Genomic DNA, 21,551 nt, shown 5'->3' on the forward strand with positions numbered 1-21,551 from the left:
CCCCCGCCATCCCCCCCCCCCCCACCCCCCGCGCGGGGCCGGCCGCGCTGCCGGTGAACAATCGGGGGATCCGCCAGGATGGGCGCAAGCAGCAGCCACTCTTCGTCAGTGATCTCGTTGAAATGCACGCTGTCCTCCACGTCGCCGCTCGCGCTACCAGCCGCTCGTCAGCCACGTTGGCAGGGACGACAGGATCAGCAGATCCTCGACACAATCCGATAGCTCGCAGACTTCCTGAAAGGCGGCATCGTTGGAGTCGTGCAGATGTTGTCGTCTGAGCTCCCGTAACGCAGTTCCGAGACGCCGAAGGGTCTCGGGGTCGCTGTTCATCATCGGCCAGCCTCTTAACAGATGCGTCAGCGGCACGACGCTTCTGGTTTCGCACCATCGGTCGAAGAGATGCAAGCACATTGCGTTGACGTGCGCGATCGAGTTTTCTCTTTCGGACAGATAGGGAACCATGGCAGCACTCGGATGAAGGACGATCGGCGTGCGTTCATCGTATGCGGCCAGTTTTCGCGGTGCTGTCAGGAGATCAAGAAAATAAGAGTGGCCGATGCTGAACTTTGGGTCAGGGAATCCTTAGGAGGCTCGTTTTTATGTCAGCGACTGGCATTCGCCGTATGGAAAAGCTTGCGTCTTGAGGCGTCAGAAAGCTGGCCGACCTTCAATCGGATATCCGGGATCCGTATAGCCCGGCGTCGATGCGTGACCGGGAGGCACCAAGCTGTCCACAAACTTTTCGTCGTCGGCTCCCAGTTGCACATTCAGCGCCTGAACGTAGCTGTCCCAATGAGCCTCGGTGCGAGGACCGGCGATAGTCGAGCTGACGATTCTGTTCTTAAGCACCCAGGCCAATGCGAAGGCGATCGAATTGGTACCGCGTGCCGCGGCGTGCGCCGCAACCTTCTGCGCGATCGCCAGCGATTCAGGCCGCCATTCGGTCTGCTGGATGCGCTTGTCACGTCGCCCTGCACGCGAATCAGCCGGCGGCGCGCCATCCAACGTGTATTTGCCGGTCAGCACGCCGCGGGCGAGCGGGCTATAAGGCACGACGCCGATGCCATAGTGCGCCGCTGCGGGCAACTGCTCGACTTCGGCAGTGCGGTCCACCATGTTGTAAAGCGGCTCGCTGGCGACTGGGCGCTCGATGCCGAGCTGGTCGGCAAGACGCACAATCTCGGCAATGCGCCAGCCGCGGAAGTTGGACAAGCCGAAGTAGCGAACCTTTCCTTGGCGAATCAGGTCGCCAATCGCACGGACACCTTCTTCGAGCGGTGCATCGAGCAGTGCGCGGTGAAAGTAGAGGATGTCGATATAGTCCGTGCCGAGGCGCTTGAGACTGGCTTCCACCGACTGAATGATCCACTTGCGCGACTGGCCCTGTTCGTTCGGACCCTGCGTCGTCGGGTAGCCGAACTTCGTGGCGATCACCCAGCTGTCGCGGCGCTCGGCAATCGCACGGCCGACGATTTCCTCGGAACGGCCAGCGTGGTAGACATCCGCTGTGTCAATGAAGTTGACGTCCTGATCGAACGCTTTATCGATGATGCGCTTCGACGTGGCTTCATCCGTTTCACCACCGAACATCATCGCGCCCAGACACAAGGGTGAAACCTTGAGAGCGCTACGGCCCAAATACCGATAATCCATTAGCTTTCTCCATGCAGGCTACGCCTGCGGTCTGCGACTCTTCCGGACCACGCTATAAACAGCGGCTAGGTTCAGATGATAGGCATTCGCCGTCTAGAGATTAAGTCCATGAAACCGCAAGAGGTTATGAAATGCATTCATGAATATTCCTATATGCCTGTGCAAACGCGGCTAGTTTTAGTTCAGGTGGCGCGTCGCAACCGACGTGAAATAAAAGCTGGCATTGACCCGACGAATTTAACCAGTGCACACCTGTGTAACTAGTGGTTAAATTCCGCAATCACCCATGAGGCCGGTTCATCAATGCCACGCGAAAATTTCAACGATCTGCTCGCTTTCATCGCCGTCGCGCGCGAACGCAGCTTTACTCGCGCGGCCGCCCAACTCGGTGTATCGCAATCGGCTTTGAGCCACACGATCCGCGCGCTCGAAACCAGGCTCGGCCTGCGGCTGTTGACGCGAACCACGCGCAGCGTATCGCCGACCGAGGCAGGTGAGCGCATCCTGCGGACGGTAGCGCCGCGCTTCGAGGAGATCGAAACCGAACTGACGGCCGTCACTGAGCTTCGCGACAAACCCGCCGGCACGATTCGCATCACCGCGACCGATTACGCGACCAACACGGTGCTCTGGCCCAGGTTGTCGAAGGTGCTCCGTAAATATCCGGAGATCAAGGTCGAGATCATCACGGACTACGGCTTAACTGACATCGTGGCGGACCGCTACGACATCGGCATTCGTAACGGAGACCAGGTCGCGAAGGACATGATTGCGGTGCGCGTTGCCGCGGATATGAAGATGTCGATCGTCGGCACGCCGGCCTACCTGGAAAAGCAGCCGTTGCCGAAAAAGCCGCAGGATCTGATGGCGCACAACTGCATCAACCTGCGCTTGCCGACACTCGGAGCGTTTTACGCGTGGGAGCTGAAAAAAGGCAGCCGAGAAGTCCAGGTTCGTGTGGAGGGCCAGTTCTCGTTCAACGGTACCTATCACATGCTCGATGCCGCATTGGCCGGTTACGGCCTTGCGTACATACCGTCCGACCTGGCGCAACCTCACGTTACGGCGGGGCGTCTCATTCGCGTGCTCGACGACTGGTGCCCGACATTTCCGGGCCTGCACGCGTATTACGCCAGCCGATCCGAGTCTTCGCGAGCGATGGCGCTGATTATCGATTCGCTGCGTTATCGTCCGAAGACGAACTAGCGTCAGCGAATCCCCCTCTCGTACGAGACAAATCCGCGCGTTGCAGCAGAGCATTTTGTATTCCTGCCGCCGGCATACTATGCTGAAACTCTCCCATGGCGATCGGCGGGAATTCCCATGCGCATGCAATTCCTGGCTGTTCTGGCGTTGATCGCCTCAAGTTCGTTCGTCGCCGGTTGCGGCAGTGAACTCTCGCAAGATCCCATTACGCAGATCATGGACAAGCCGCGCTATACGAGTGCGAAGTCGCAATGGTCGATGATCGTCATGGACGCGGGCACCGGCGAAGTGCTGTACTCGCTGCAGCCTGACGTGCTGTCATTGACCGGCTCGGTGCGCAAGCTCTTCTCGGTGGGGACGGCACTCAACGCCATCGGTCCGGATTATCGTTTTGAAACGCCGGTCTATCGTAATGGCACCATCGACGCATCCGGCAAACTGACTGGTGATCTCATCGTCAAGGCATCCGGCGATCTGACTTTCGGCGGCCGGATGAAGGCCGACGGCACGATCGATTTCACCGACTTCGATCATAACGAGGCGCGTGCCTTCAATGGTGCGATCCTGACACCCGAAGATCCATTGACGGCCGTGAACCAGTTGGCCGCGCAGGTCAGGGCGGCGGGCATCACGTCGATCAGCGGCGACGTGATCATCGACGACAGGCTCTTTGACGCGTTCCGCGTGCCGAATGGCAACGTGCTCATTTCGCCGATTCTCATCAACGAGAACGTGATCGATGTGACGCTCGCACCGGGTGCGAACGCGGGGCAACCTGGCCAGCTCGACTGGCGGCCGCGCACGAGCGCGATGACCATGCAGGGAACGTCGATTACGACTGCGGCCAACAGCGCACCGGACATCGTGACATCCGGCGACGCGCTCGACGAAGGGCCGCTAAGTTGTCTTGCCACGCCCGGCTGCAAAGGAACCATCTCCGGCGAAGCCAGCCTCAACACGCCGGCGTCGATCCCTGCCGGCTATCGGGCAGCGTTGATCGGCAACGGCCTGTACGTCAGCAACCTGCGTGTCGAGGATCCGCCGTCCTTTGCGCGGACCGCCTTCATCGACGCATTGGCACGCGCCGGCGTGACGGTGTCGGCGCCCGCTGTCCAGCCAAATGCTTCAGACAAATTGCCCACGCCGCAAACGTATACGAGCGCGACGCAGGTCGCGAGTTTTACTTCGTTGCCGTATTCGGAGTTCGCGAAGCTGATCCTCAAGGTCAGCCTGAATACGGGCGCTAATCTGAGCCTGATGTACCAGGGTTTGACGAAAGGCGCGCGGACCGTCGGCGACGCGCTGGCCACCGAGCGTCAATCCTTGACCGGCGATCTGGGCCTCGATGGAGCGGGCTTCAATTTTCCGACCAATGGCAGCGGCACGCCCGACAGCCGCGCGACGGCACGCACCACCGCGACGCTGCTCAGCGTAATGAGCCGCCGGCCGAACTACACGGTGTATCGGAACGCACTCTCGATTCTCGGTGTCGATGGCTCGCTTGCCGCAATCGGTAAAAACGTGGCGGGCAAGGAGCATATCGCCGTGAAGAGTGGCGCGACCGTCACGGGCGGCCAGATGATCGCCATGAACATGGCCGGCTATATCGACGCAAAGAGCGGACGGCGGCTCGCCTACGCGCTGTTCGTCAACAACGCCGGTCCGGTGGCCGCGCTCACCGATACGCTCGATGTATTCGACGACGAGGCAGAAATACTCGGCATCGTCTACGCACGGTATTGACGAAACGCAGGCAGGCTGCGCCGCCGCGTTACTGCAGTTTCCAGAGCATCGCCGAAATCGTGCCTTCGTCCTGGAAGACCGATAGCACGTCGATGATGCCCGAAATAGGAACGTTGTTCACCGTCAGCACGAAGGCGATCCGGTGGCCGCTTTTCGCATCGATATAGCCGGCGAGGGATTGTCCTCTCAGGAACGGTGACGTCGGCGCGTTTGGGTTCTCCGTGACGTAAGTGCCGGTCTTCGCGTGCACCTGGCCTTTCGCCCCTGCAAGCGTCGCATCGGATTCGAAGGCGGTGATGGTGGCCAGCGATCCGTCTACGCCCAGCACCGGCAACGCGTCGAAGTAGGGCGAAAAAACCGGCGTCGTGCTCATGCCTCTCAGCATGGCAATGACGGCAGTGCCGCTCGCAGTCGAGTCGCCGCCGCCGCTGCCGTCGATGAAGTGATACTGGCTCGACGGGATCTTGAACGTGGTGGTCAGCACGCTCTGTTCCGCCGCCAACGCGTCGGTCAGCGTCTTGGCGTTGTTGTTCGCAAGACCGAACAGCATGAGGCTCGTATCAGCGCCGATGTTATAGCTGACCTTCATGACGTATCTAACGTATTGCTCATACGGTTGCGAAGTGAGTTGCGCAACCTGCGTCGCGCTCGAATACGAGCCTTGCGCGGGCAGTAACTGAACCGGATTGGCGGCGACGGGCGTCGCCGTGACCGTGACACCCGCGCGGGCCAGGGCTTCGATAAAGACCGTGCGGGCGTAATTGGATGGCTCGGTCACGCGAAACGTGCGAATCAGCGGGTAGGCGTTCGTCAGTGGCGGCACGAACCCGGCCGGCACGTTCCCGGTTACGTTGCCGACACAACCCGATGAGCCGATGCACAACGGCGGTTCCGGTGCGAGTTTGATATCCAGACCCGAGGTCGCGCTGCCCGTCGCGAGCGTGGATTGCACGCTAAACGCGGCCGTTTTGGGCCGCCAGTCGAATGGAACGGCCGAGCCTTCGGCGCTCTGGTTCAGGGTGACGTCGACGACGTCGTCGTTGACGAAGATCGGCCGCACATTGAACTCACCGCGGAAGTTGAAAGGCTCGAAAAGCCGGTCGTCGATCACGACATCGCCGTTGATCGTTTTGATGCCCGCAGCCGCGACCTGCGCCGCGAGGGAATTGAAGCCGGCGAGCGGATCGGGCGTGGCGAGTATCGCGTTGCCCAACGAGTCGGCCTCGTTGTGATCGAAGTTCGTGATGGCGATCGTGCCGTCCGGGTTGGCTCGGCCGCCCATTGTCAGATCGCCGCTTGCCAGCAGAATCAGATTGCCGGTGAGGGTGCCGCTAGCATTGACCGTACCCTGCCGGTAGACCGGCGTGACGAATTGATGCTGCGCACCCAGTTGATTCAACGCGGAGCCGACCGAAAAGAGCTTGCGCACCGAACCGATCAGCATTTGTGCGCTCGAGTTCATGTCGTAGATCACATCGCCCGAGTCGAGGTCGACCACTCGCATCGACCAGGTCGCGCTCTTGTAGATCGGCTTTTGCATCACCTGCATGATCGAATCGGGGACGGTCGGATTCGAATTGATCGAATCGCCGCACGACACCAGCAGAATGGCACTCGCGATTGCGGCCCAACGTTTCCACTGTCGATCGATGGTCGGGCTCATGGCATGTCTCCAGCGTTGACTGCACGGTAAGCGGCTCGATTCGCAGCGGATGCATCCCGTCACGGCGAGATTGCAGCATCAGAAGGTCCGGCGCTCAGGCGAACGACAACGCCGCATGAAGTGAAAATCACGCACGGTGCGAAATTCGATCTCCGGCAACAGCAGGTAATGTACTTCTACTTTGTGACCCGGCCGGCAGATAGTGGAATTAAATACCGTCCTGAACGGGTGTCAAGGAGACCGTATGCATTGACGCGCAGGCGGCGAAGCTTTGGCGTTGTTGCATGATGAGTAAAATAGGCCGGCTTATTGCAGCTATCATTTAGCACTCGGGGCAAACCGGGGTAACAGCGTCGTTGTGGCCGCAACGACGCCAACGAAGCGCCGGGATTCACCGGCTTTGCCACACAGTTCGTAAGGAGGCAGCATTGGTCAAAGGCACCAACGGGCAAGAAGTTCTGGACCTGGCATCGACGCGTGAAGATATCGGGCGAGGCAGCGGAGGTGCGCCGGGCGAGGTGACCGCGCTAGGGCTGTTCCTTATTTTTTCCCGCATCGGTCTCACGAGTTTTGGCGGGGGATTGAGTGGCTGGTTTCTGCGCGAGTTCGTGCACGACCGGCGCTGGCTGAGCGAGGACGAGTTCCTCAACGGACTGGCGTTGTCGCAGGCGCTGCCGGGCGTCAACATCAAGAATCTGGCCATCTGGATTGGTTATCGTTTGCTTGGCTGGCGCGGCGCGCTGGCCGGATTTTGCGGAATCATCTTCCCGCCGGCCGTCCTGATCGTGCTGCTCGGCGCATTCTTCTCGGCCATCGCCTATCTGCCACTCACGCATACCGCGCTGGCGGGTGCGGCGGCAGGTGCAATCGGCCTATCCGCGGCGATGGCGATCACCGCCGCGCGCAGGCTGCCGCGGCGGCTCTTTTCGTACCTCATGCTGATCGCGACCTTCGTGGCGGTGGCGTTATTCAGGGCGTCGCTCGTGTGGACAGTGTTGATAGCCGGCGTCCTGAGCGTCGGCTACGAATACGTCCGTTCGCCGCGGCAGCAATAACGACAGTCGGGCAACTTTCAGAAAGCTACCTCACGTGTCCAGAAATCTCATCGCACTGTTTTCGGTTTTTGCACCGCTTTCGATCGTGACGGTCGGCGGCGGGCAAGGGATCATTGCCGAGGTCCAACGGCAAGTCGTCGACGTGCATCATTGGATGACGCACGCCCAATTCCTGAGCGACTTCGCGATTGCGCGGCTCGCGCCGGGTCCGGGGTCGCTGCTCGCGACATTGATCGGCTGGCAGGTGGGCGGCTTTGGCGGAGCGCTCGTGGCGACGCTGGCTTTGTTCGGGCCAACGGCGTTCCTGATGTGCGGTGTCGTGCACGTGTGGAACAGACATGAAGGCGCCCGCTGGCTGAACGCGTTGCAGGCAGGTCTGCGGCCCGTCGCCGCCGGTCTTATTCTGGCCGCCGTCTACGTGTTGATGAAACAACTCGATGGCGGCTGGATAGCGTGGCTTACCGCGGCAATCGCGACCGTGCTGGTGATGACGACCCGAATCAACGCGTTGGTGTTGATAGCGGGCGGCGCCGGGTCGTTCGTCGTGCTGCATCTCGCGGGTTTGCTCTAGTCCGGCAGCGACGCACCCGCAATCTGCCGGTCGATGCGTTGCGCCTGCTTGTAGACCGCATGCATCAGCAACGCCGTGTTGCGGGAAGGCGGAGAGAACTTCGAATAGACAAAGGTGGAGACGAGTTCGAGTTCCTCGATCAGCGGACGGACGATAAAGCCCTGACCTTCGGCGGCGAACTCGTCGACGATAGCGAGCCCGAGTCCGCCTTTCACCAGTGCCAGCGCCTGGTCCGCGCGCGTGACGTCCACCACGGATTGCAGTTCGACATTGGCTTGCTGGCATGCGCGCGCGATCATCGTGCCGAACGGAATGTCGCGCCTGAAGAGAATCATGGGTTCGCCAATCAGCTCGGCCAGCGCAATCGGCTCGGGCGCGGCCAGACGATGAAGCGGCGGCACGACGCAGACCATCCTGCCGCGCATGAACGGCACCACGTCGAGGTGTTCGTGTTCGATCGGCATCGATGTGACCGCCACGTCGACGGCCTTGCTCAAGACTTCGAGCGGCATGTCGGCCATCAGGGTGGTGTGCCAGTCCACGCTGAGCGCCGGCAACTGCCGTTTCAACTCGACGATGGCAGGCGCGACGATCGACGTCGCCAACGACGGACTGCACGACACCCGCAACAGGCTCGCCGGCCCAAGCGCCAGCGCCCGCGCGAATTCATCGACGCTCAGCGCCGCTTGATAGACCTGCTCCACTTCCCTGAATAGCGCCTGCGCTTCCGCTGTCGGTATCAGCCGGCCTTTCGTGCGTTCAAAGAGGCGCAGCCCCAAGGTGGTCTCAGTGTGGGAGATGAGCTTGCTGACAGCCGGTTGGGACACGTAGAGCATCTTCGCCGCTGCGTTGATCGAGCCGGTCAGCATGACCGCACGAAACACTTCCATCTGCCTGAGCTTGAACCGCATGCATCCTCCAGAACGCGTATCCGGGGATATTAACCAAAAGTTATAGGGTAGCTGAAACTCGGCATACGACAAGCTTGCGGCAACTATCTAGTATCTGCTCAACGGGAGCCCGTCTCCCGCGTTGCATAGTGCACTCAAGACAAAGAGCAGACAGGATGGAGACAAGATGAATCAGGCAACTCAGTCTGGAGTCGCGGCAATCGACGTTGCCACGACCGCGCGGCGGACCCGCGCCCGCTTCGGCATACTCGCGCTGCTGGCGGTCGGCACGATGATCAACTATCTGGATCGCAGCGTCGCCGGCATTGCCGCACCGAGCATGAGTCACGAACTCGGCTTGAATCCCGCGCTGATGGGCGTGATCTTCTCAGCGTTTTCGTGGACATACACGGCTTCGCAGATTCCCGGCGGCGTGATGCTGGACCGCGTCGGAACCCGCTGGACGTATTTCTTCGCACTCACGCTGTGGTCTCTTTTCACGGGATTGCAGGGGCTGGCGACAGGTTTCGTCTCGCTGCTGATCATGCGCTTGCTGATCGGCATTGCCGAGGCGCCCTGTTTTCCGACTAACAGCCGCGTAGTCGCGATCTGGTTTCCGCAGAGCGAGCGCGCCCGCGCAACCGGCATCTACACGTTCGCGGAATACGTCGGCCTCGCTTTCCTGAGCCCGTTCCTGTTCTGGCTGGAACAACGCTATGGATGGCGTGCGTTGTTCGGCATCGTCGGTACAGTCGGGGTCGTGTTCGGCGGCATCTGGCTTATGCGCTTTCACGAGCCGCATCAGTCGAAGCACGCGAATCGCGCCGAACTCGATTACATCGCGGATGGCGGCGGCGTGGTCGACGGAAGCCAGCAGGCCACGCACTTTCGCTGGTCCGACATCGGCGCGCTTCTCAAGCGGCGCAGCATGCTCGGCATCTGTCTCGGCCAGTTCGCCTGCAATTCGACCAACGTGTTCTTTCTGACGTGGTTCCCGACTTACCTCGTCACCGAGCGCCATATGCCGTGGCTGAAGGTCGGGCTGATCGCGGTGCTGCCGTTCATCGCCGCGTCGGTGGGTACGCTTGCCGGAGGCTGGATCTCCGACGCCATGCTGCGCCGGGGCATCTCCCTGAACTGGTCGCGCAAGCTGCCGGTGATCGTGGGCCTGCTCGCGGCGTCGAGCATTGTCCTTGCGAACTATGTCGAGTCCACTGCAACCGTCATCGCGATTCTTTGCGTTGCGTACTTTGCTCAAGGGATGTCGGCGCTTGCATGGATGATCGTCTCGGACATCGCACCAAAGGGTCTGCTCGGTTTGAGCGGCGGCATCTTCAATCTGTTCGCCAATGCAGCGGGGATCGTCACGCCGCTGGTGATCGGCCTGATCGTCAACGCGACGGGCTCGTTCGTCTATGCGTTGGCCTTCATCTCGGCGGTCACGCTGGTCGGCGCGCTTTCATACATCTTCGTCGTTGGCGATATCAGGCGCATCGAACTGCAAAACGACATTCTTTAGGCAAAGGAACAAACTAAATATGACTCGCTCTCTCGACGGGAAAGTGGCCATCGTCACGGGCGCCGCGCGTGGCATCGGTCTGGGCATCGCGCAAAAGCTGAAAGCGGACGGCGCACGCGTGGCGGTGTGGGACCTGAACGTGGACGACTGCGGCGCGCAACGTCTGGGCTTCGCGCCCGACCACGTTCAGCAGGTGGACGTCGCTTCCATGAACTCGGTCGAACAGGCCTTCGCGGCCACGCTCGACCATCTCGGTCAAGTGGATATTCTCGTGAACAACGCGGGGATCAATGGACCGGTGGCGCCGTGCTGGGAATATCCGGTGGACGCATGGCAACGTGTGATCGCCGTGGATCTGAACAGCGTGTTTTACTGCTGCCGCGTCGCCATTCCGCATATGCGCGCGCGCGGTGGCGGCCGCATCGTCAACGTGGCGTCAATCGCGGGCAAGGAAGGCGTTCAGTTCATCTCGGGGTACTCGGCGGCGAAGGCGGGTGTCATCGCGTTCACCAAGGCCGCGGCGAAGGAACTGGCGAAGGACAACGTGCTCATCAACTGCGTCGCGCCGGCAATGGTCGAAACCGAACTGTTCAGCGAGATGTCCGACGCGCATATCGAGGCGAGCAAGGCCAAGATTCCGATGGGTCGCTTTCTGCAGATCGAGGAAGTCGGTGCGATGGTTAGCTGGATCGCGAGTCCCGAATGCAGCTTTACGAGCGGCTTCACGTTCGATCTGACCGGCGGGAGGGCCACCTATTGAGCGCGCCGACAGAAGCGCCGAAGCTTGCGGTCGCGCATCTCACCGCGCTGGAGCTGACACCGCTGGAATGGGTCACGCAAGCGGCGCGCGCGGGGTTCGATGCGGTGGGGCTGAGGCTGAACCCGACCTCCGCGGATGCGATCGCGTACCCGTCCATCGTGGGCAGCGAAGCGCATCGCGTACTGCGGCGCGTGCTTGCCGACGAGGGCATGACGGTGCACGACGTCGAGTTCATTCCGATGCTGCCCGATATCGACGTCGCGTCCTATGCGCCGATGTTCGACGCGGCGGCCGATCTGGGCGCCCGTTGCGTGACAGTCTCGGGCGACGATCCCGACGCCGGGCGGCTTGCCGCCAACCTCGCGGCCGTGTGCGAACTGGCCGCGCAATATGGCTTACGTGTCGATCTGGAGTTCATGCGCTGGCGCCATGTCGGCACGCTGAAGCAGGCCCGGTCGATGGTCGAGCGCGTGGACAGCGCCAACCTCGCGATTCTCGTCGACGCGTTGCATCTCGCGCGCTCGGGCGGTAGTCCGGCCGACGTTCGGGCGTTACCGGTGGGGATGGTGCGCACCGTGCAGCTTTGCGACGCGTCGCAGCACGCGCCGGTCGGTGACGATGCGACGATCCTCGAAGCGCGCACTGGCCGTTTGCCGCCGGGCGAAGGGGTGTTGCCGCTCATCGACTTGCTGGACGCGCTGCCTGCCGGCACGGCCTTGGGCGTGGAGATGCCGGTGCAGTCGCTGCCTGCGAAGGACCGGCTCGAACTTGCGTACCGAAGCACGCGCGCTATGCTTGAAGTGGCACGCCGCCGACACGAATCTCTCGGAGAGTCGCCGCAATGAATATCTTCGATGAAGAGAAGATCGACTGTCACAACCATATTTTCGATCCCGCACGCTTTCCTTATCGCGCGGACACCGCGTACCGGCCATCGATGCAGGAGATCGGCACCGCTGCGCAGTTTGTCCACGTCATGGACGCATGTGGCGTGCGACATGCGTTGCTGGTCGGGCCGACGAGCGGCTATCGCACCGACAATCGCTGCATGCTCGATGCCATTGCATGCTATGGCGATCGCTTCAAAGGCATCGCCGTGGTGGACAACGGGGTGAGCCGGGAAGCGTTGCTGGAGATGAAGCGCGCGGGCGTGGTCGGCGTCGCCTTCAATCCGGCGATGGAGGGTGTCGAAGCGCTCAGCGACGCCGACGCGCTTTTCAATACGCTGGCCGACCTCGATATGTTCGCGCAGATACAGGTTACGGGCGATCAGTTGGTTGCGCTTGAGCCGCTGATCGGGCGGACTGCGACGCGGGTGCTGATCGACCACTGCGGTCGACCCGATGTCGCGGCCGGCTTGAATCAGCCCGGCTTCCAGGCGCTCCTGCGTCTTGCCGACACCGCGCGCACGGTCGTCAAGCTTTCCGGCTTGCAAAAGTTTTCGCAGCTCGAATATCCGTACGAAGACGCGCAGATTTTCGCCCGGCAGATTCTTCGCACGTTCGGGCCGGATCGCTGTGTGTGGGGTTCGGATTGGCCGTTCCTGCGCTCGCCGGTGCGAATGGACTATGCGCCCTTGCTGACGTTGGTCCAGCGTCTGATTCCCGATCCGGACGCACGCCGGCGTGTTTTGTGGACGACGCCTCGCAACTTGTTTGGCTTCGACGCTTGAAGGTGCAGTCGCTGTGCTGCCACTGCGAGTGACCCGAGAGGCAAGACTTGCCGCTGCGTATCAATGCGTCGTTGTCCGCATTGCCCGATATTCGCGCCGCACGATCTCCATGAGCTCCTCGACCGACGTGCTGGCTGCCTCCCGCTGGTAGGTCACCCGTCCGCGTTGCATGAGCATCACGCGATCCGCGATGTCGAGCGTCTGCGCATAGTTGTGCATGATCATGACGATAGACAGGCCCCCTTTCGCCTTCAGCCGAAGGATCAGGTCGATGATCAGTCCAGCCTCGCGGGCGCCCATCGCGGCCAGCGGTTCGTCGAGCAGCAGTATCTTCGCATTCGAATTGACCGCGCGAGCGACCGCGATAGCCTGTCGCTGCCCGCCCGAAAGCTGCTCGACCGGCAGGTCGACCGAGGGCACGTGCACGCCGATTTCTTCGAGACACTCCGCCGCGCGCTCACGCATTGCGCGATTGTTCAGCAGGCGAAACGGCCCTCGACGGATGATCTCCCGATTCAGGAACATGTTGTGATAGATGCTCAGCGAATTGGCGAGCGCGAGATCCTGATAGACACATTCAATGCCGAGCGAACGGGCGTGATCGACCGACCGAAGCATGGTTTCCTCGCCGCCGACAAAAAGCTTGCCGCTTGTCTGCTGATGAAAACCGGTCAGAATCTTGATCAGCGTCGATTTGCCTGCGCCGTTGTCGCCGAGTACGCCGAGAATCTCGCCCTGTCTTAGCGTGAGCGTCACGCCATCGAGTGCGGTGACCGCGCCGAAGCGCTTGACAATGTCTTCACCGCGCAGCGCCTCCAGCACTTCGGACATTACAGCTCCCCTTTGCGTGCGAGACGAACCACGTGGATGTTGAAGATCATGGCCCCGAGAATCGCCGCGCCGAGAATCATGTTGAAGGTGAAGGCGTTGATGCCGATCAGCGTGAAGCCGTCGTTGAGAATGCCAAGCACCGCCGCGCCGATCAGTCCGCCGATGATCGTGCCCGAGCCACCGGCGAGCGGCGTGCCGCCAATCACGGCAGCGGCGACGGCAAGAAACATGATCTGGTTGCCGCCCGCTTGCGGATCGATCGACGTGATGCGGAAACCCTCGAGGATCCCGGTCAGGCCGGCGAGGAACGCGGCAAGAATGAAGTTGCCGAGCTTCAGCCGTCTGACCTGTATCCCCGCCTCGCTCGCACCCAATGGATTCGCTCCCGAGGCGATCGTATGCAAACCCCAACGTGTGTGACGTAGCAGCACATGCATGATGGCGGCGATGACAAGCGTCCAGATGATTTCGCTGTACCCCCATCCGCCCATGAATGCCGCAAACGCTGAGTTTTCCGGCGGCGAAACCGGCGTGCCTCGTGAAATCGTCAACGTGAGGCCGTTCACGAAGAACAACGTGCCGAGCGTCGTCACGAACGAGGGGATGCGCAGGTACACCGTCACGGCGCCGTTGATCAGACCGACGAGGCCCGCGGCAACCACGCCGGTGAGCATTCCGAGCCACGGCGGCAAGCCCGCCTCGATGGCGAAGTGCATGATGAAGGGCGCAAACGCAAAGACCATCCCGGCGGAGAGATCGATCTCCCCGCCGATCATCAGCATGATTTCGCCAAAGGCAATGATCGCGACTGGCGCGATGAACTGCGAGAGATTCTGCAGACTCGCGCTGGTCAGCAGAAAGTCATGGTTGACCGTCTCGAAGTAGATGCAGAGGATGAGCGCCACCGCAAAGATGCGGATCTCGCTGGAACGCCCGAGCGCGCCTGACCGGCGCCTCGGACGTTGGGCGGCTTTCTGGGCGTCCGTCACAGAAGACGTCACCCTTTGATCGCACCGGTGCGTGGCACGATCTGGGCTTTCGTGCTCTTGCCTTCATAGCGCGTCGATGTGTTCAGGTACGGATCCACCGTACCCTTGGTGACGAACTTCAGACCCGTGTTGACATTGGCCGGTCCGACGAGCCCGCCGGAGGCGAGGAAGGTGAACGCCTCGACCACGGTATAGAAACCCTGCACGTACGGCTGCTGGTCGATCGTGAAGTCGAGGAAGCCTTCGTGAATCAGATCGACCGTGCGCGGCAAGAGATCAAAGCCGCCGCCGTGAACGCCTTTGGACGGCAGGTTGGATTCCTTCATGACCACGGCGACGCCCTGGGTGCTGCCCGCGTCGACCGCGAACATGCCTTTGAGATCCTGGTGGCCGAGATAGAACGATTTGATCTTCGAGAGTTCTTCGTTGACGGTCGCGCCGGTTGCGATGGTCTGCACGTCGATCTTCTTGCCCGATTTCTTGATTGCAGCCACCGCGCCATCGAGGCGGGGCTGAATGTTGAGCTGGCCCGGCGTGGCAATAAAGAGCGCGACGAGACCGCTATCGATTAGGCTCACGATCCGCTCGCCCATCTGATAACCGGACAGATAAAGATCCTGGCCGATATACGCAAGGCGCGGATTCGTGGAATCCGAAGGCGCGTCGGCGTTATAGGCGAACACGGGAATGCCGGCGTCGAGCGCGGCCTGGATGGGTTTGTCGAACGCCTTGGGGTCGACGATCGGTACTGCGATCGCGTCGGCTTTCGAGGCGATCGCCGCGTTGACCGCATTCACCATTTCGGCGATGTCGGCATTGGCCGAGCCGGTCCATTGATAGTCCATGCCCAGCAAAGCGGTCGCGTCCTGAATGCCGTATTGCGTCGGCACGAAGAACGGATTCGTCGTGACATGGTTGACGAATACGATTCTCCACCGTTTGTGCGCCGGGAACGAACCCGCTTCCGCCGCCTGGGCCTGCGAGATCGTTCCACCCATTCCACCCATTAGCGCCAGTGCTGCGGAGAGGCCTGCGCCCTGCAGCAATCCCCGACGCATGCCTTGCACTTCGTCCTTGTCTTCCTTTTCTTGCGCCATCTCAGTCTCCCGTCTCTCAGTTGTTGAACACTTCACTGTTTATAACGGCGCAAGCAGGAAAAGCTCCGGCAAGACAGGCACCGGAGCCGGGCACCACTCCTTTCGGAAAGCCCACGTGCACGCGCGTACGCATGACTACCCCTCAGAAAATGCTATATCACGCATTTTTGCCCACTAATCGATGTATACCCTTAACTAGTCTGACTAATTAATTACTGTCGCGCAGCTTTTGCCTTTTTCATTTGCAGCTCGGGGTGCGGCGCAACACGATGACGGACCTGGTCTGATGTCGCCGGAATGATGTGCACGATACACCGATTTAATAGTATTACTATCGAGTTGGCACCTGGAAGGAGAGGGACATGAAGAACGGAAAGCGCCCGCTACGCTCTGCCCAATGGTTCGGGTCGGCCGACAAGAACGGTTTCATGTATCGAAGCTGGATGAAAAACCAGGGCATTCCCGATCACGAATTTCACGGTAAACCAATTATTGGGATCTGCAACACGTGGTCCGAGCTGACCCCATGCAATGCCCATTTTCGAAAGCTTGCTGAACACGTGAAGCGCGGCGTGCTGGAAGCCGGCGGTTTCCCGGTGGAATTCCCGGTGTTTTCCAATGGCGAGTCGAACTTGCGTCCCACGGCGATGCTCACACGCAATCTTGCGAGCATGGATGTCGAGGAGTCGATTCGCGGCAATCCGATCGACGCCGTCGTGCTGCTGGCCGGTTGCGACAAGACGACCCCCGCGCTTCTGATGGGCGCGGCAAGCTGCGATGTGCCGGCGATCCTCGTCACCGGTGGTCCGATGCTCAACGGCAAGCATCAAGGCCGCGATATCGGTTCGGGCACGATCGTCTGGCAACTGAGCGAGCAGGTGAAGGCGGGCAAAATCTCGCTGCACGACTTCATGTCCGCCGAAGCCGGGATGTCACGCTCGGCGGGTACCTGCAATACGATGGGCACCGCCTCGACGATGGCCTGCATGGCGGAAGCGCTCGGCGTCACGCTGCCTCACAATGCGGCGATTCCCGCGGTGGACGCGCGCCGCTACGTGCTGGCCCATATGTCGGGCATGCGCATCGTGCAGATGGCGCTGGAGGATCTACGTCTGTCGGCACTGCTCACGCGTGAAGCATTCGAAAATGCGATTCGCGTCAATGCAGCGATCGGCGGCTCGACGAATGCGGCGATTCATCTGAAGGCTATTGCGGGACGCATCGGCGTGAGCCTTGAACTCGACGACTGGACGCGGATTGGACGCGGTACCCCGACGGTAGTCGACCTGCAGCCGTCGGGCCGCTACCTGATGGAAGAGTTTTATTACGCAGGTGGCCTGCCTGCGGTCTTGCGCCGGCTCGGCGAAGGCGGCCTGCTGCCGCATCCGGGTGCGTTGACTGCGAATGGTCAGTCGCTGTGGGACAACTGCAAGGATGCCCCGCTTTACAACGAGGAAGTCATCCGCACGCTCGATAAGCCGATTTTTCCGGACGGCGGCTTATACGTACTGCGCGGCAACCTTGCGCCCAACGGGGCGGTGCTCAAACCTTCCGCGTCCACACCCGCGCTCCTCAGACATCGTGGACGGGCGGTGGTTTTTGAAAGCTTCGAAGACTACAAGGCACGCATCGGTGCACCCGACCTGGACGTGACCGCGGATTCGGTGCTGGTCTTGAAGAATTGTGGCCCCAAGGGCTATCCGGGCATGGCCGAAGTCGGCAACATGGGCCTGCCCCCAAAACTGCTGGCTCAAGGCGTGACGGACATGGTGCGGATATCCGATGCGCGGATGAGCGGCACCGCGTACGGAACGGTGGTGCTGCACGTAGCGCCCGAGGCTCGCGCGGGCGGCCCGCTTGCGGTGGTCCAGGACGGCGACTGGATCGAAGTGGACTGCGATGCCGGACGCCTGCATCTCGACGTCAGCGATGCCGAACTCGTCACGCGTCTCGCCGCATGGACTCAAGCACGCCAGGACGATCCCGCCGACGCGAGCGGCTACCGGCATCTGTACGTTCAGCACGTGTTGCAGGCCGATCAGGGATGTGACTTCGACTTTCTGGTGGGCTGCCGGGGCGCGGAAGTGCCGCGCCATTCGCATTGAGCGGCGGAGAGCGGGCGATCGACAGCGCAACATGTGCGTCGCTGCGGCTTCCTGTACGCATGTCCAGTCGATGACAAAGACGTTTACTTCGCATGCGAATGTTATATACTTCGCATGCGAACGTTTAGACACGTTCCAATGTGCCCAGGCGTGCATACCCGTAGATAGCCGGAGCAAATCTTTGGAGACGAAGCAATGAATGCGGAAGTGAATGTAGAACTTGCAAATGGCGTGCTGGTCGTAACGATCTCGCGACCAGGAAAAATGAACGCCATTACAAACGTGATGTATGGCGCGCTTGCGGATGCAGTCGAGCGGGCCAATGTCGATGAGGACGTTCGCGCATTATTGATTCAGTCAGATGGGGACATGTTCACAGCCGGTAACGATCTCTCGGAATTCGCCATGCAGGCTGCGGGCAACGGTCCACAGGAACGTCAGGTGGTCCGCTTTCTTCGTGACCTGGCTAACGCGACAGTGCCTATCGTGGCCGCTGTTCAGGGCAAGGCGGTCGGAATCGGTACGACGATGTTGCTCCATTGCGACTACGTGCTTTTGTCCGAAGAGGCGCAATTGATGACCCCCTTCGTGAATCTGGCCTTGGTTCCCGAGGCCGCCTCGAGCTACCTTATGCCGCTACAGATTGGGCACGTCAGGGCATTCGAAATGTTCGCGCTCGGCGACCCGGTTTCGGCTGATTCCGCCGTTGCCTGGGGTATTGCAAATCGGCTCGTCCCGATTGCGGAACTGCGTACAGAAGCACGCCGGATTGCCGAGAAAATTGCCACCAGGCCCTACGGATCTCTGACGGCAACGAAACGGCTCATGCGGGACGCAGAGCGGCTGACAGCCCAGATGGATCGGGAAACCACGATATTCGTGGAGCGGCTCGCAAGTGCCGAGGCGAAAGAAGCATTCCTGGCGTTTGCCGAAAAGCGCCGGCCAGATTTCACGAAGATTCCGCGATGATGTGAGCGGCGACACCGCCGAGCAAGACGGCGGCACGGCTGTGCCGCCGCGTTCAGTGTCACCCTATGCCGCTTCCTCGTCGACGTCGGGAAACTTGTCCTGCAAACTCGTCAGCCAGCGCGCAACCACGTCGATCTCTGACGACGTAAATCCCTCCGTCAATCGTGCATTCAACTCAGCAAGACCCGACTTCGACCGCTTGAGTGCGGCGCGTCCTGCGGCGGTCAGCCAAAGCCGCGACGCGCGTCGATCGAGTTCGTCCGAATGGCGTTCCACAAGACCGGCCCGCTCAACTCTATCGACCAACCCGCTCATTCCCGGCGCCTTGAGATCGAGTGCCGCGGCCGCCTCGCTCGTGAGGGCGCCGTCGTTTTTCCCGAGAAAGAAAAGCAGTCCCGCCTGCGCTGCGGTGACGCCACCTGCGGCTGTGCGAGTCTGCGACCATCGATTCAGGCGCTTTTGGCCCACATTGAGCAGATATACGAGCCGATGATCCATGTTTCAACCTCGCCTGTTGCGCTCCAGAGTTCGGCGCTTTTTTGTTGGAAGTTAGTTCGTGTACGAACTTTTATCTTAGCATAAGTCATATCGGACGACAGACGGCGGGAGTCGGCAAATGAGGCCGAGTGCGGCCACAAACAACTGCTCAACCGGGGTCATACCCGCATGGCTGAAGCTAATAAAAAAGTGAACTTTTTCTTCCCGCCGTGTCAATTTTGATGGTCTTCCTTCGTCGTCTCAATGGCAGCATGCGGCTTACCTCCGCATTCAGCCACCCCTGACAGGAGATTTGCCATGACGATTCAAAAGATCACGCCTTTTCTTTGGTATTCCGCGGAAGCTGAGGAGGCCGCTGCTTTCTATGCGAGTATTTTTCCAGACTCGCGCGTCACTCGGGTCACCGCGGTGCCGAGCGCCGGTTCCACGAAGGTTGTCGAGTTTGTTCTCTTTGGGCAGCCTTTCATCGCCATGAGCGCGGGGCGACTCGACGCGTTCAACCACTCTATATCCCTGATGGTCAACTGTGCCGACCAGGTAGAACTTGACCGCTATTGGAACGCTCTTCTCGAGGGCGGCGGTGCGCCCGAGGAGTGCGGCTGGCTGAAAGACCGCTTCGGCGTCTCGTGGCAGATCGTTCCGACCGATATCCTCGACATGTTGGCTGACCCCGATCCCGCCAAGGCCACGCGTGCTGCCGACGCCATGTTAAAAATGGTGAAGTTCGACATCGCCACGCTGAAAGCCGCCTATGTGGGGACGACGGATTAACAAAAGGCCCCGTATATCATGTGTGCCATAGAGCGTCGGTCGGGTTTGTCCGCTTCCGGCCGACGCTCATCTCATACGTTTCTGGAACCCTAACGCCAGGCGAGATCCCGAGAGCGGGAAACGCGGCGCTGTTTCGCCGGTGATGGCAAGTGCAGTGAGCATCTGACAAAATCTCTAGAAGAATACTAAGAACGGAGGTAGCTTGCGGACGGTCGAATACCGCTTTTCCACCATCTGGCGCATCGATGCGCCAGTGCAGGACGTGTGGGCGGCAATCCAGGATTCGGCGCGCTGGCCCGAGTGGTGGCATAACGTCGAGCGCGTGGACCAGCTGCAGGCGGGTTCCGATCAGGGCGTGGGCGTCGTTCAACGCTATACGTGGAAAGGCTGGTTGCCCTATCGCCTCGTGTTCGATATGCGGGTGACGCGCGTCGACCCGTTGGTCGCGCTGGAGGGGGAAGCCAGTGGCGATGTCGAAGGTGCCGGCCGGTGGAGCTTTTCGACCGATGGACGCGATCTGACTGTAGTCCGCTATGACTGGTGCGTGCATACGAAGCGCCCATGGATGAATGCCTTGGCGCCGCTGTTGCGACCGGTTTTCCAATGGAACCACGATGCGGTGATGCGCGAAGGCGGCGCGGCGCTGGCGCGGCGGCTGGACGCGCGGCTGCTCGGCATCGAGCAGGGATGAAGCTCTATCCCGGCTGCAGCAGGGTTCAATCAGCGCAAGCACGAATTCGCCCCGGCCGTTCGATGAAGTGTGCCGTTCAGGAGCCACCGAACCAGTTGTAGCCCTGGTTTTCCCAGTAACCACCGGGGTATTCGTTCGTCACAGTGATCGCCACGATATGCTTTGGATTCTTGTAGCCGAGCTTGGTCGGCATGCGTAGTTTCATCGGGAAGCCGTATTTCGGTGGCAGCACCTCGCCGTCGTATGTAAGTGTGAGCAGCGTCTGAATATGCAACGCAGTTGGCATGTCGATGCTGGTCCAGTAGTTGTCCGCACAGTGCAGTGACACGTACTTCGCCGTGAGGTCCGCGCCCGAGTGCTTCAGGAAACTGGAGAAGCGCACGCCGCCCCATCGGCCGATCGCACTCCATCCTTCAATGCAGATATGACGCGTAATCTGGCTTTCCTGCGTCATTGCGCGCAGTTCATCGAGCGTCCAGACGCGTTTGCCAGTCGCAAGACCACCCACCTGGAGCAGGTAGGTAGCGGCGTCGACTTCGGGCACATCGTCGATATCGTAGAACGCGTTGAACGGAAACGGCCGTGTGATCATCGATTCCGGATAGGTCGGGGCCATCTCGTTCGGATTGAACAACAGGGCTTGCACCTCGTCGTTGAAGAACGACACTCTGCGCAGCATAGTGTTCACCGACTTGTCATTGGTCAGATCGCAGCCGGACAGCAAAGCTAACCCGCCGAGCGTGAGAACCCGCTTGCCAAGCAGCCGGCGGGCCGGATTTTTCAGCTCGTTGCGCGCATCCTTGATGATGGATTCAGCGTGAGACCGAAGAAACGTATCAGGCTCCACAGCCTTTTTTCGAAAACTCAT

At 60.7% G+C, this 21,551-nt stretch carries 21 protein-coding genes; 12 read left to right on the forward strand and 9 right to left on the reverse strand.

What is annotated here, in order from left to right:
• Positions 1 to 153: 153 nt before the first annotated feature.
• Together P0D73_RS20690 and P0D73_RS20695 are read right to left on the reverse strand one after the other, a co-directional pair.
• The gene (locus P0D73_RS20690; protein ID WP_408177694.1) at positions 154 to 462 is read right to left on the reverse strand and encodes a hypothetical protein; all 309 of its coding nucleotides are present in this window, start codon (positions 460 to 462) and stop codon (positions 154 to 156) included.
• 186 nt (positions 463 to 648) lie between these two features.
• Complete coding sequence (locus tag P0D73_RS20695; RefSeq protein ID WP_408177695.1) at positions 649 to 1,653, reverse strand: aldo/keto reductase; 1,005 nt, start codon at positions 1,651 to 1,653, stop codon at positions 649 to 651.
• A 303-nt stretch (positions 1,654 to 1,956) separates the two neighbouring features.
• Here P0D73_RS20695 and P0D73_RS20700 point away from each other — a divergent pair, with 303 nt between their 5' ends.
• The gene (locus P0D73_RS20700; RefSeq protein ID WP_408177696.1) at positions 1,957 to 2,859 is read left to right on the forward strand and encodes a LysR family transcriptional regulator; all 903 of its coding nucleotides are present in this window, start codon (positions 1,957 to 1,959) and stop codon (positions 2,857 to 2,859) included.
• A 117-nt stretch (positions 2,860 to 2,976) separates the two neighbouring features.
• On the forward strand, positions 2,977 to 4,602 hold the full coding sequence (locus P0D73_RS20705; RefSeq protein WP_408177697.1) for a D-alanyl-D-alanine carboxypeptidase/D-alanyl-D-alanine-endopeptidase: 1,626 nt from the start codon (positions 2,977 to 2,979) through the stop codon (positions 4,600 to 4,602).
• A gap of 28 nt (positions 4,603 to 4,630) precedes the next feature.
• Here P0D73_RS20705 and P0D73_RS20710 read toward each other — a convergent pair whose 3' ends face one another.
• Entirely contained in the window at positions 4,631 to 6,265 is a 1,635-nt protein-coding gene (locus tag P0D73_RS20710; protein WP_408177698.1) for a D-alanyl-D-alanine carboxypeptidase/D-alanyl-D-alanine-endopeptidase, read from the reverse strand.
• Positions 6,266 to 6,693: 428 nt separating this feature from the next.
• On the opposite strand from P0D73_RS20710, the gene P0D73_RS20715 reads away from it, so the two are divergent.
• Both P0D73_RS20715 and P0D73_RS20720 read left to right on the forward strand, forming a co-directional pair.
• Positions 6,694 to 7,320, forward strand: a complete 627-nt coding sequence (locus P0D73_RS20715) for a chromate transporter (protein WP_408177699.1) — start codon at positions 6,694 to 6,696, stop codon at positions 7,318 to 7,320.
• A 34-nt stretch (positions 7,321 to 7,354) separates the two neighbouring features.
• A complete protein-coding gene (locus P0D73_RS20720) occupies positions 7,355 to 7,891 on the forward strand; it encodes a chromate transporter (RefSeq protein WP_132381574.1) in 537 nt (178 codons plus the stop codon).
• Here P0D73_RS20720 and P0D73_RS20725 read toward each other — a convergent pair.
• Positions 7,888 to 8,802, reverse strand: a complete 915-nt coding sequence (locus P0D73_RS20725) for a LysR family transcriptional regulator (RefSeq protein ID WP_132381576.1) — start codon at positions 8,800 to 8,802, stop codon at positions 7,888 to 7,890. The two genes, P0D73_RS20720 and P0D73_RS20725, sit on opposite strands and share 4 nt — an antisense overlap.
• Before the next feature lie 166 nt (positions 8,803 to 8,968).
• On the opposite strand from P0D73_RS20725, the gene P0D73_RS20730 reads away from it, so the two are divergent.
• From P0D73_RS20730 to P0D73_RS20745, 4 genes are read left to right on the forward strand one after another with little or no spacing between them, the layout of a single operon-like run.
• The gene (locus P0D73_RS20730) at positions 8,969 to 10,300 is read left to right on the forward strand and encodes an MFS transporter (RefSeq protein WP_408177700.1); all 1,332 of its coding nucleotides are present in this window, start codon (positions 8,969 to 8,971) and stop codon (positions 10,298 to 10,300) included.
• A gap of 19 nt (positions 10,301 to 10,319) precedes the next feature.
• Positions 10,320 to 11,060 carry an SDR family NAD(P)-dependent oxidoreductase gene (locus tag P0D73_RS20735; RefSeq protein ID WP_132381580.1) on the forward strand — a complete coding sequence of 247 codons (741 nt, stop codon included), beginning with the start codon at positions 10,320 to 10,322 and terminating at the stop codon, positions 11,058 to 11,060.
• Positions 11,057 to 11,905 carry a sugar phosphate isomerase/epimerase family protein gene (locus P0D73_RS20740; protein WP_408177701.1) on the forward strand — a complete coding sequence of 283 codons (849 nt, stop codon included), beginning with the start codon at positions 11,057 to 11,059 and terminating at the stop codon, positions 11,903 to 11,905. Before P0D73_RS20735 ends, P0D73_RS20740 begins: the two co-directional genes overlap by 4 nt.
• Positions 11,902 to 12,732 (forward strand): amidohydrolase family protein, encoded by an 831-nt coding sequence (locus P0D73_RS20745; RefSeq protein WP_408177702.1) that lies wholly within the window; start codon positions 11,902 to 11,904, stop codon positions 12,730 to 12,732. The genes P0D73_RS20740 and P0D73_RS20745 overlap by 4 nt, the downstream gene beginning before the upstream one ends.
• Positions 12,733 to 12,792: 60 nt before the next feature.
• On the opposite strand, the gene P0D73_RS20750 is transcribed toward P0D73_RS20745, so the two are convergent.
• The 3 genes from P0D73_RS20750 to P0D73_RS20760 are packed head-to-tail and all read right to left on the reverse strand — an operon-like array spanning position 12,793 to position 15,649.
• The gene (locus P0D73_RS20750) at positions 12,793 to 13,563 is read right to left on the reverse strand and encodes an ATP-binding cassette domain-containing protein (protein ID WP_408177703.1); all 771 of its coding nucleotides are present in this window, start codon (positions 13,561 to 13,563) and stop codon (positions 12,793 to 12,795) included.
• Positions 13,563 to 14,564: an ABC transporter permease gene (locus tag P0D73_RS20755; RefSeq protein WP_408177704.1), complete on the reverse strand. Its 1,002-nt coding sequence runs from the start codon at positions 14,562 to 14,564 to the stop codon at positions 13,563 to 13,565. Before P0D73_RS20755 ends, P0D73_RS20750 begins: the two co-directional genes overlap by 1 nt.
• Entirely contained in the window at positions 14,561 to 15,649 is a 1,089-nt protein-coding gene (locus tag P0D73_RS20760) for a sugar ABC transporter substrate-binding protein (protein WP_408177705.1), read from the reverse strand. The genes P0D73_RS20755 and P0D73_RS20760 overlap by 4 nt, the downstream gene beginning before the upstream one ends.
• Before the next feature lie 362 nt (positions 15,650 to 16,011).
• On the opposite strand from P0D73_RS20760, the gene P0D73_RS20765 reads away from it, so the two are divergent.
• Both P0D73_RS20765 and P0D73_RS20770 read left to right on the forward strand, forming a co-directional pair.
• A complete protein-coding gene (locus P0D73_RS20765) occupies positions 16,012 to 17,754 on the forward strand; it encodes an IlvD/Edd family dehydratase (protein ID WP_408177706.1) in 1,743 nt (580 codons plus the stop codon).
• Positions 17,755 to 17,949: 195 nt separating this feature from the next.
• The gene (locus P0D73_RS20770; RefSeq protein WP_408177707.1) at positions 17,950 to 18,723 is read left to right on the forward strand and encodes an enoyl-CoA hydratase; all 774 of its coding nucleotides are present in this window, start codon (positions 17,950 to 17,952) and stop codon (positions 18,721 to 18,723) included.
• 63 nt (positions 18,724 to 18,786) lie between these two features.
• Here P0D73_RS20770 and P0D73_RS20775 read toward each other — a convergent pair whose 3' ends face one another.
• Complete coding sequence (locus tag P0D73_RS20775) at positions 18,787 to 19,221, reverse strand: MarR family winged helix-turn-helix transcriptional regulator (protein ID WP_132381596.1); 435 nt, start codon at positions 19,219 to 19,221, stop codon at positions 18,787 to 18,789.
• 297 nt (positions 19,222 to 19,518) lie between these two features.
• On the opposite strand from P0D73_RS20775, the gene P0D73_RS20780 reads away from it, so the two are divergent.
• Both P0D73_RS20780 and P0D73_RS20785 read left to right on the forward strand, forming a co-directional pair.
• Positions 19,519 to 19,992, forward strand: a complete 474-nt coding sequence (locus P0D73_RS20780; RefSeq protein WP_408177708.1) for a VOC family protein — start codon at positions 19,519 to 19,521, stop codon at positions 19,990 to 19,992.
• Positions 19,993 to 20,194: 202 nt separating this feature from the next.
• Positions 20,195 to 20,683: an SRPBCC family protein gene (locus tag P0D73_RS20785; RefSeq protein ID WP_408177709.1), complete on the forward strand. Its 489-nt coding sequence runs from the start codon at positions 20,195 to 20,197 to the stop codon at positions 20,681 to 20,683.
• A 76-nt stretch (positions 20,684 to 20,759) separates the two neighbouring features.
• Here P0D73_RS20785 and P0D73_RS20790 read toward each other — a convergent pair whose 3' ends face one another.
• Positions 20,760 to 21,551, reverse strand: coding sequence for a molybdopterin-dependent oxidoreductase (locus P0D73_RS20790; protein ID WP_408177710.1), 792 nt, complete (start codon positions 21,549 to 21,551; stop codon positions 20,760 to 20,762).

This window comes from Paraburkholderia sp. RL18-101-BIB-B (assembly GCF_046026985.1).
GTDB lineage: Bacteria > Pseudomonadota > Gammaproteobacteria > Burkholderiales > Burkholderiaceae > Paraburkholderia.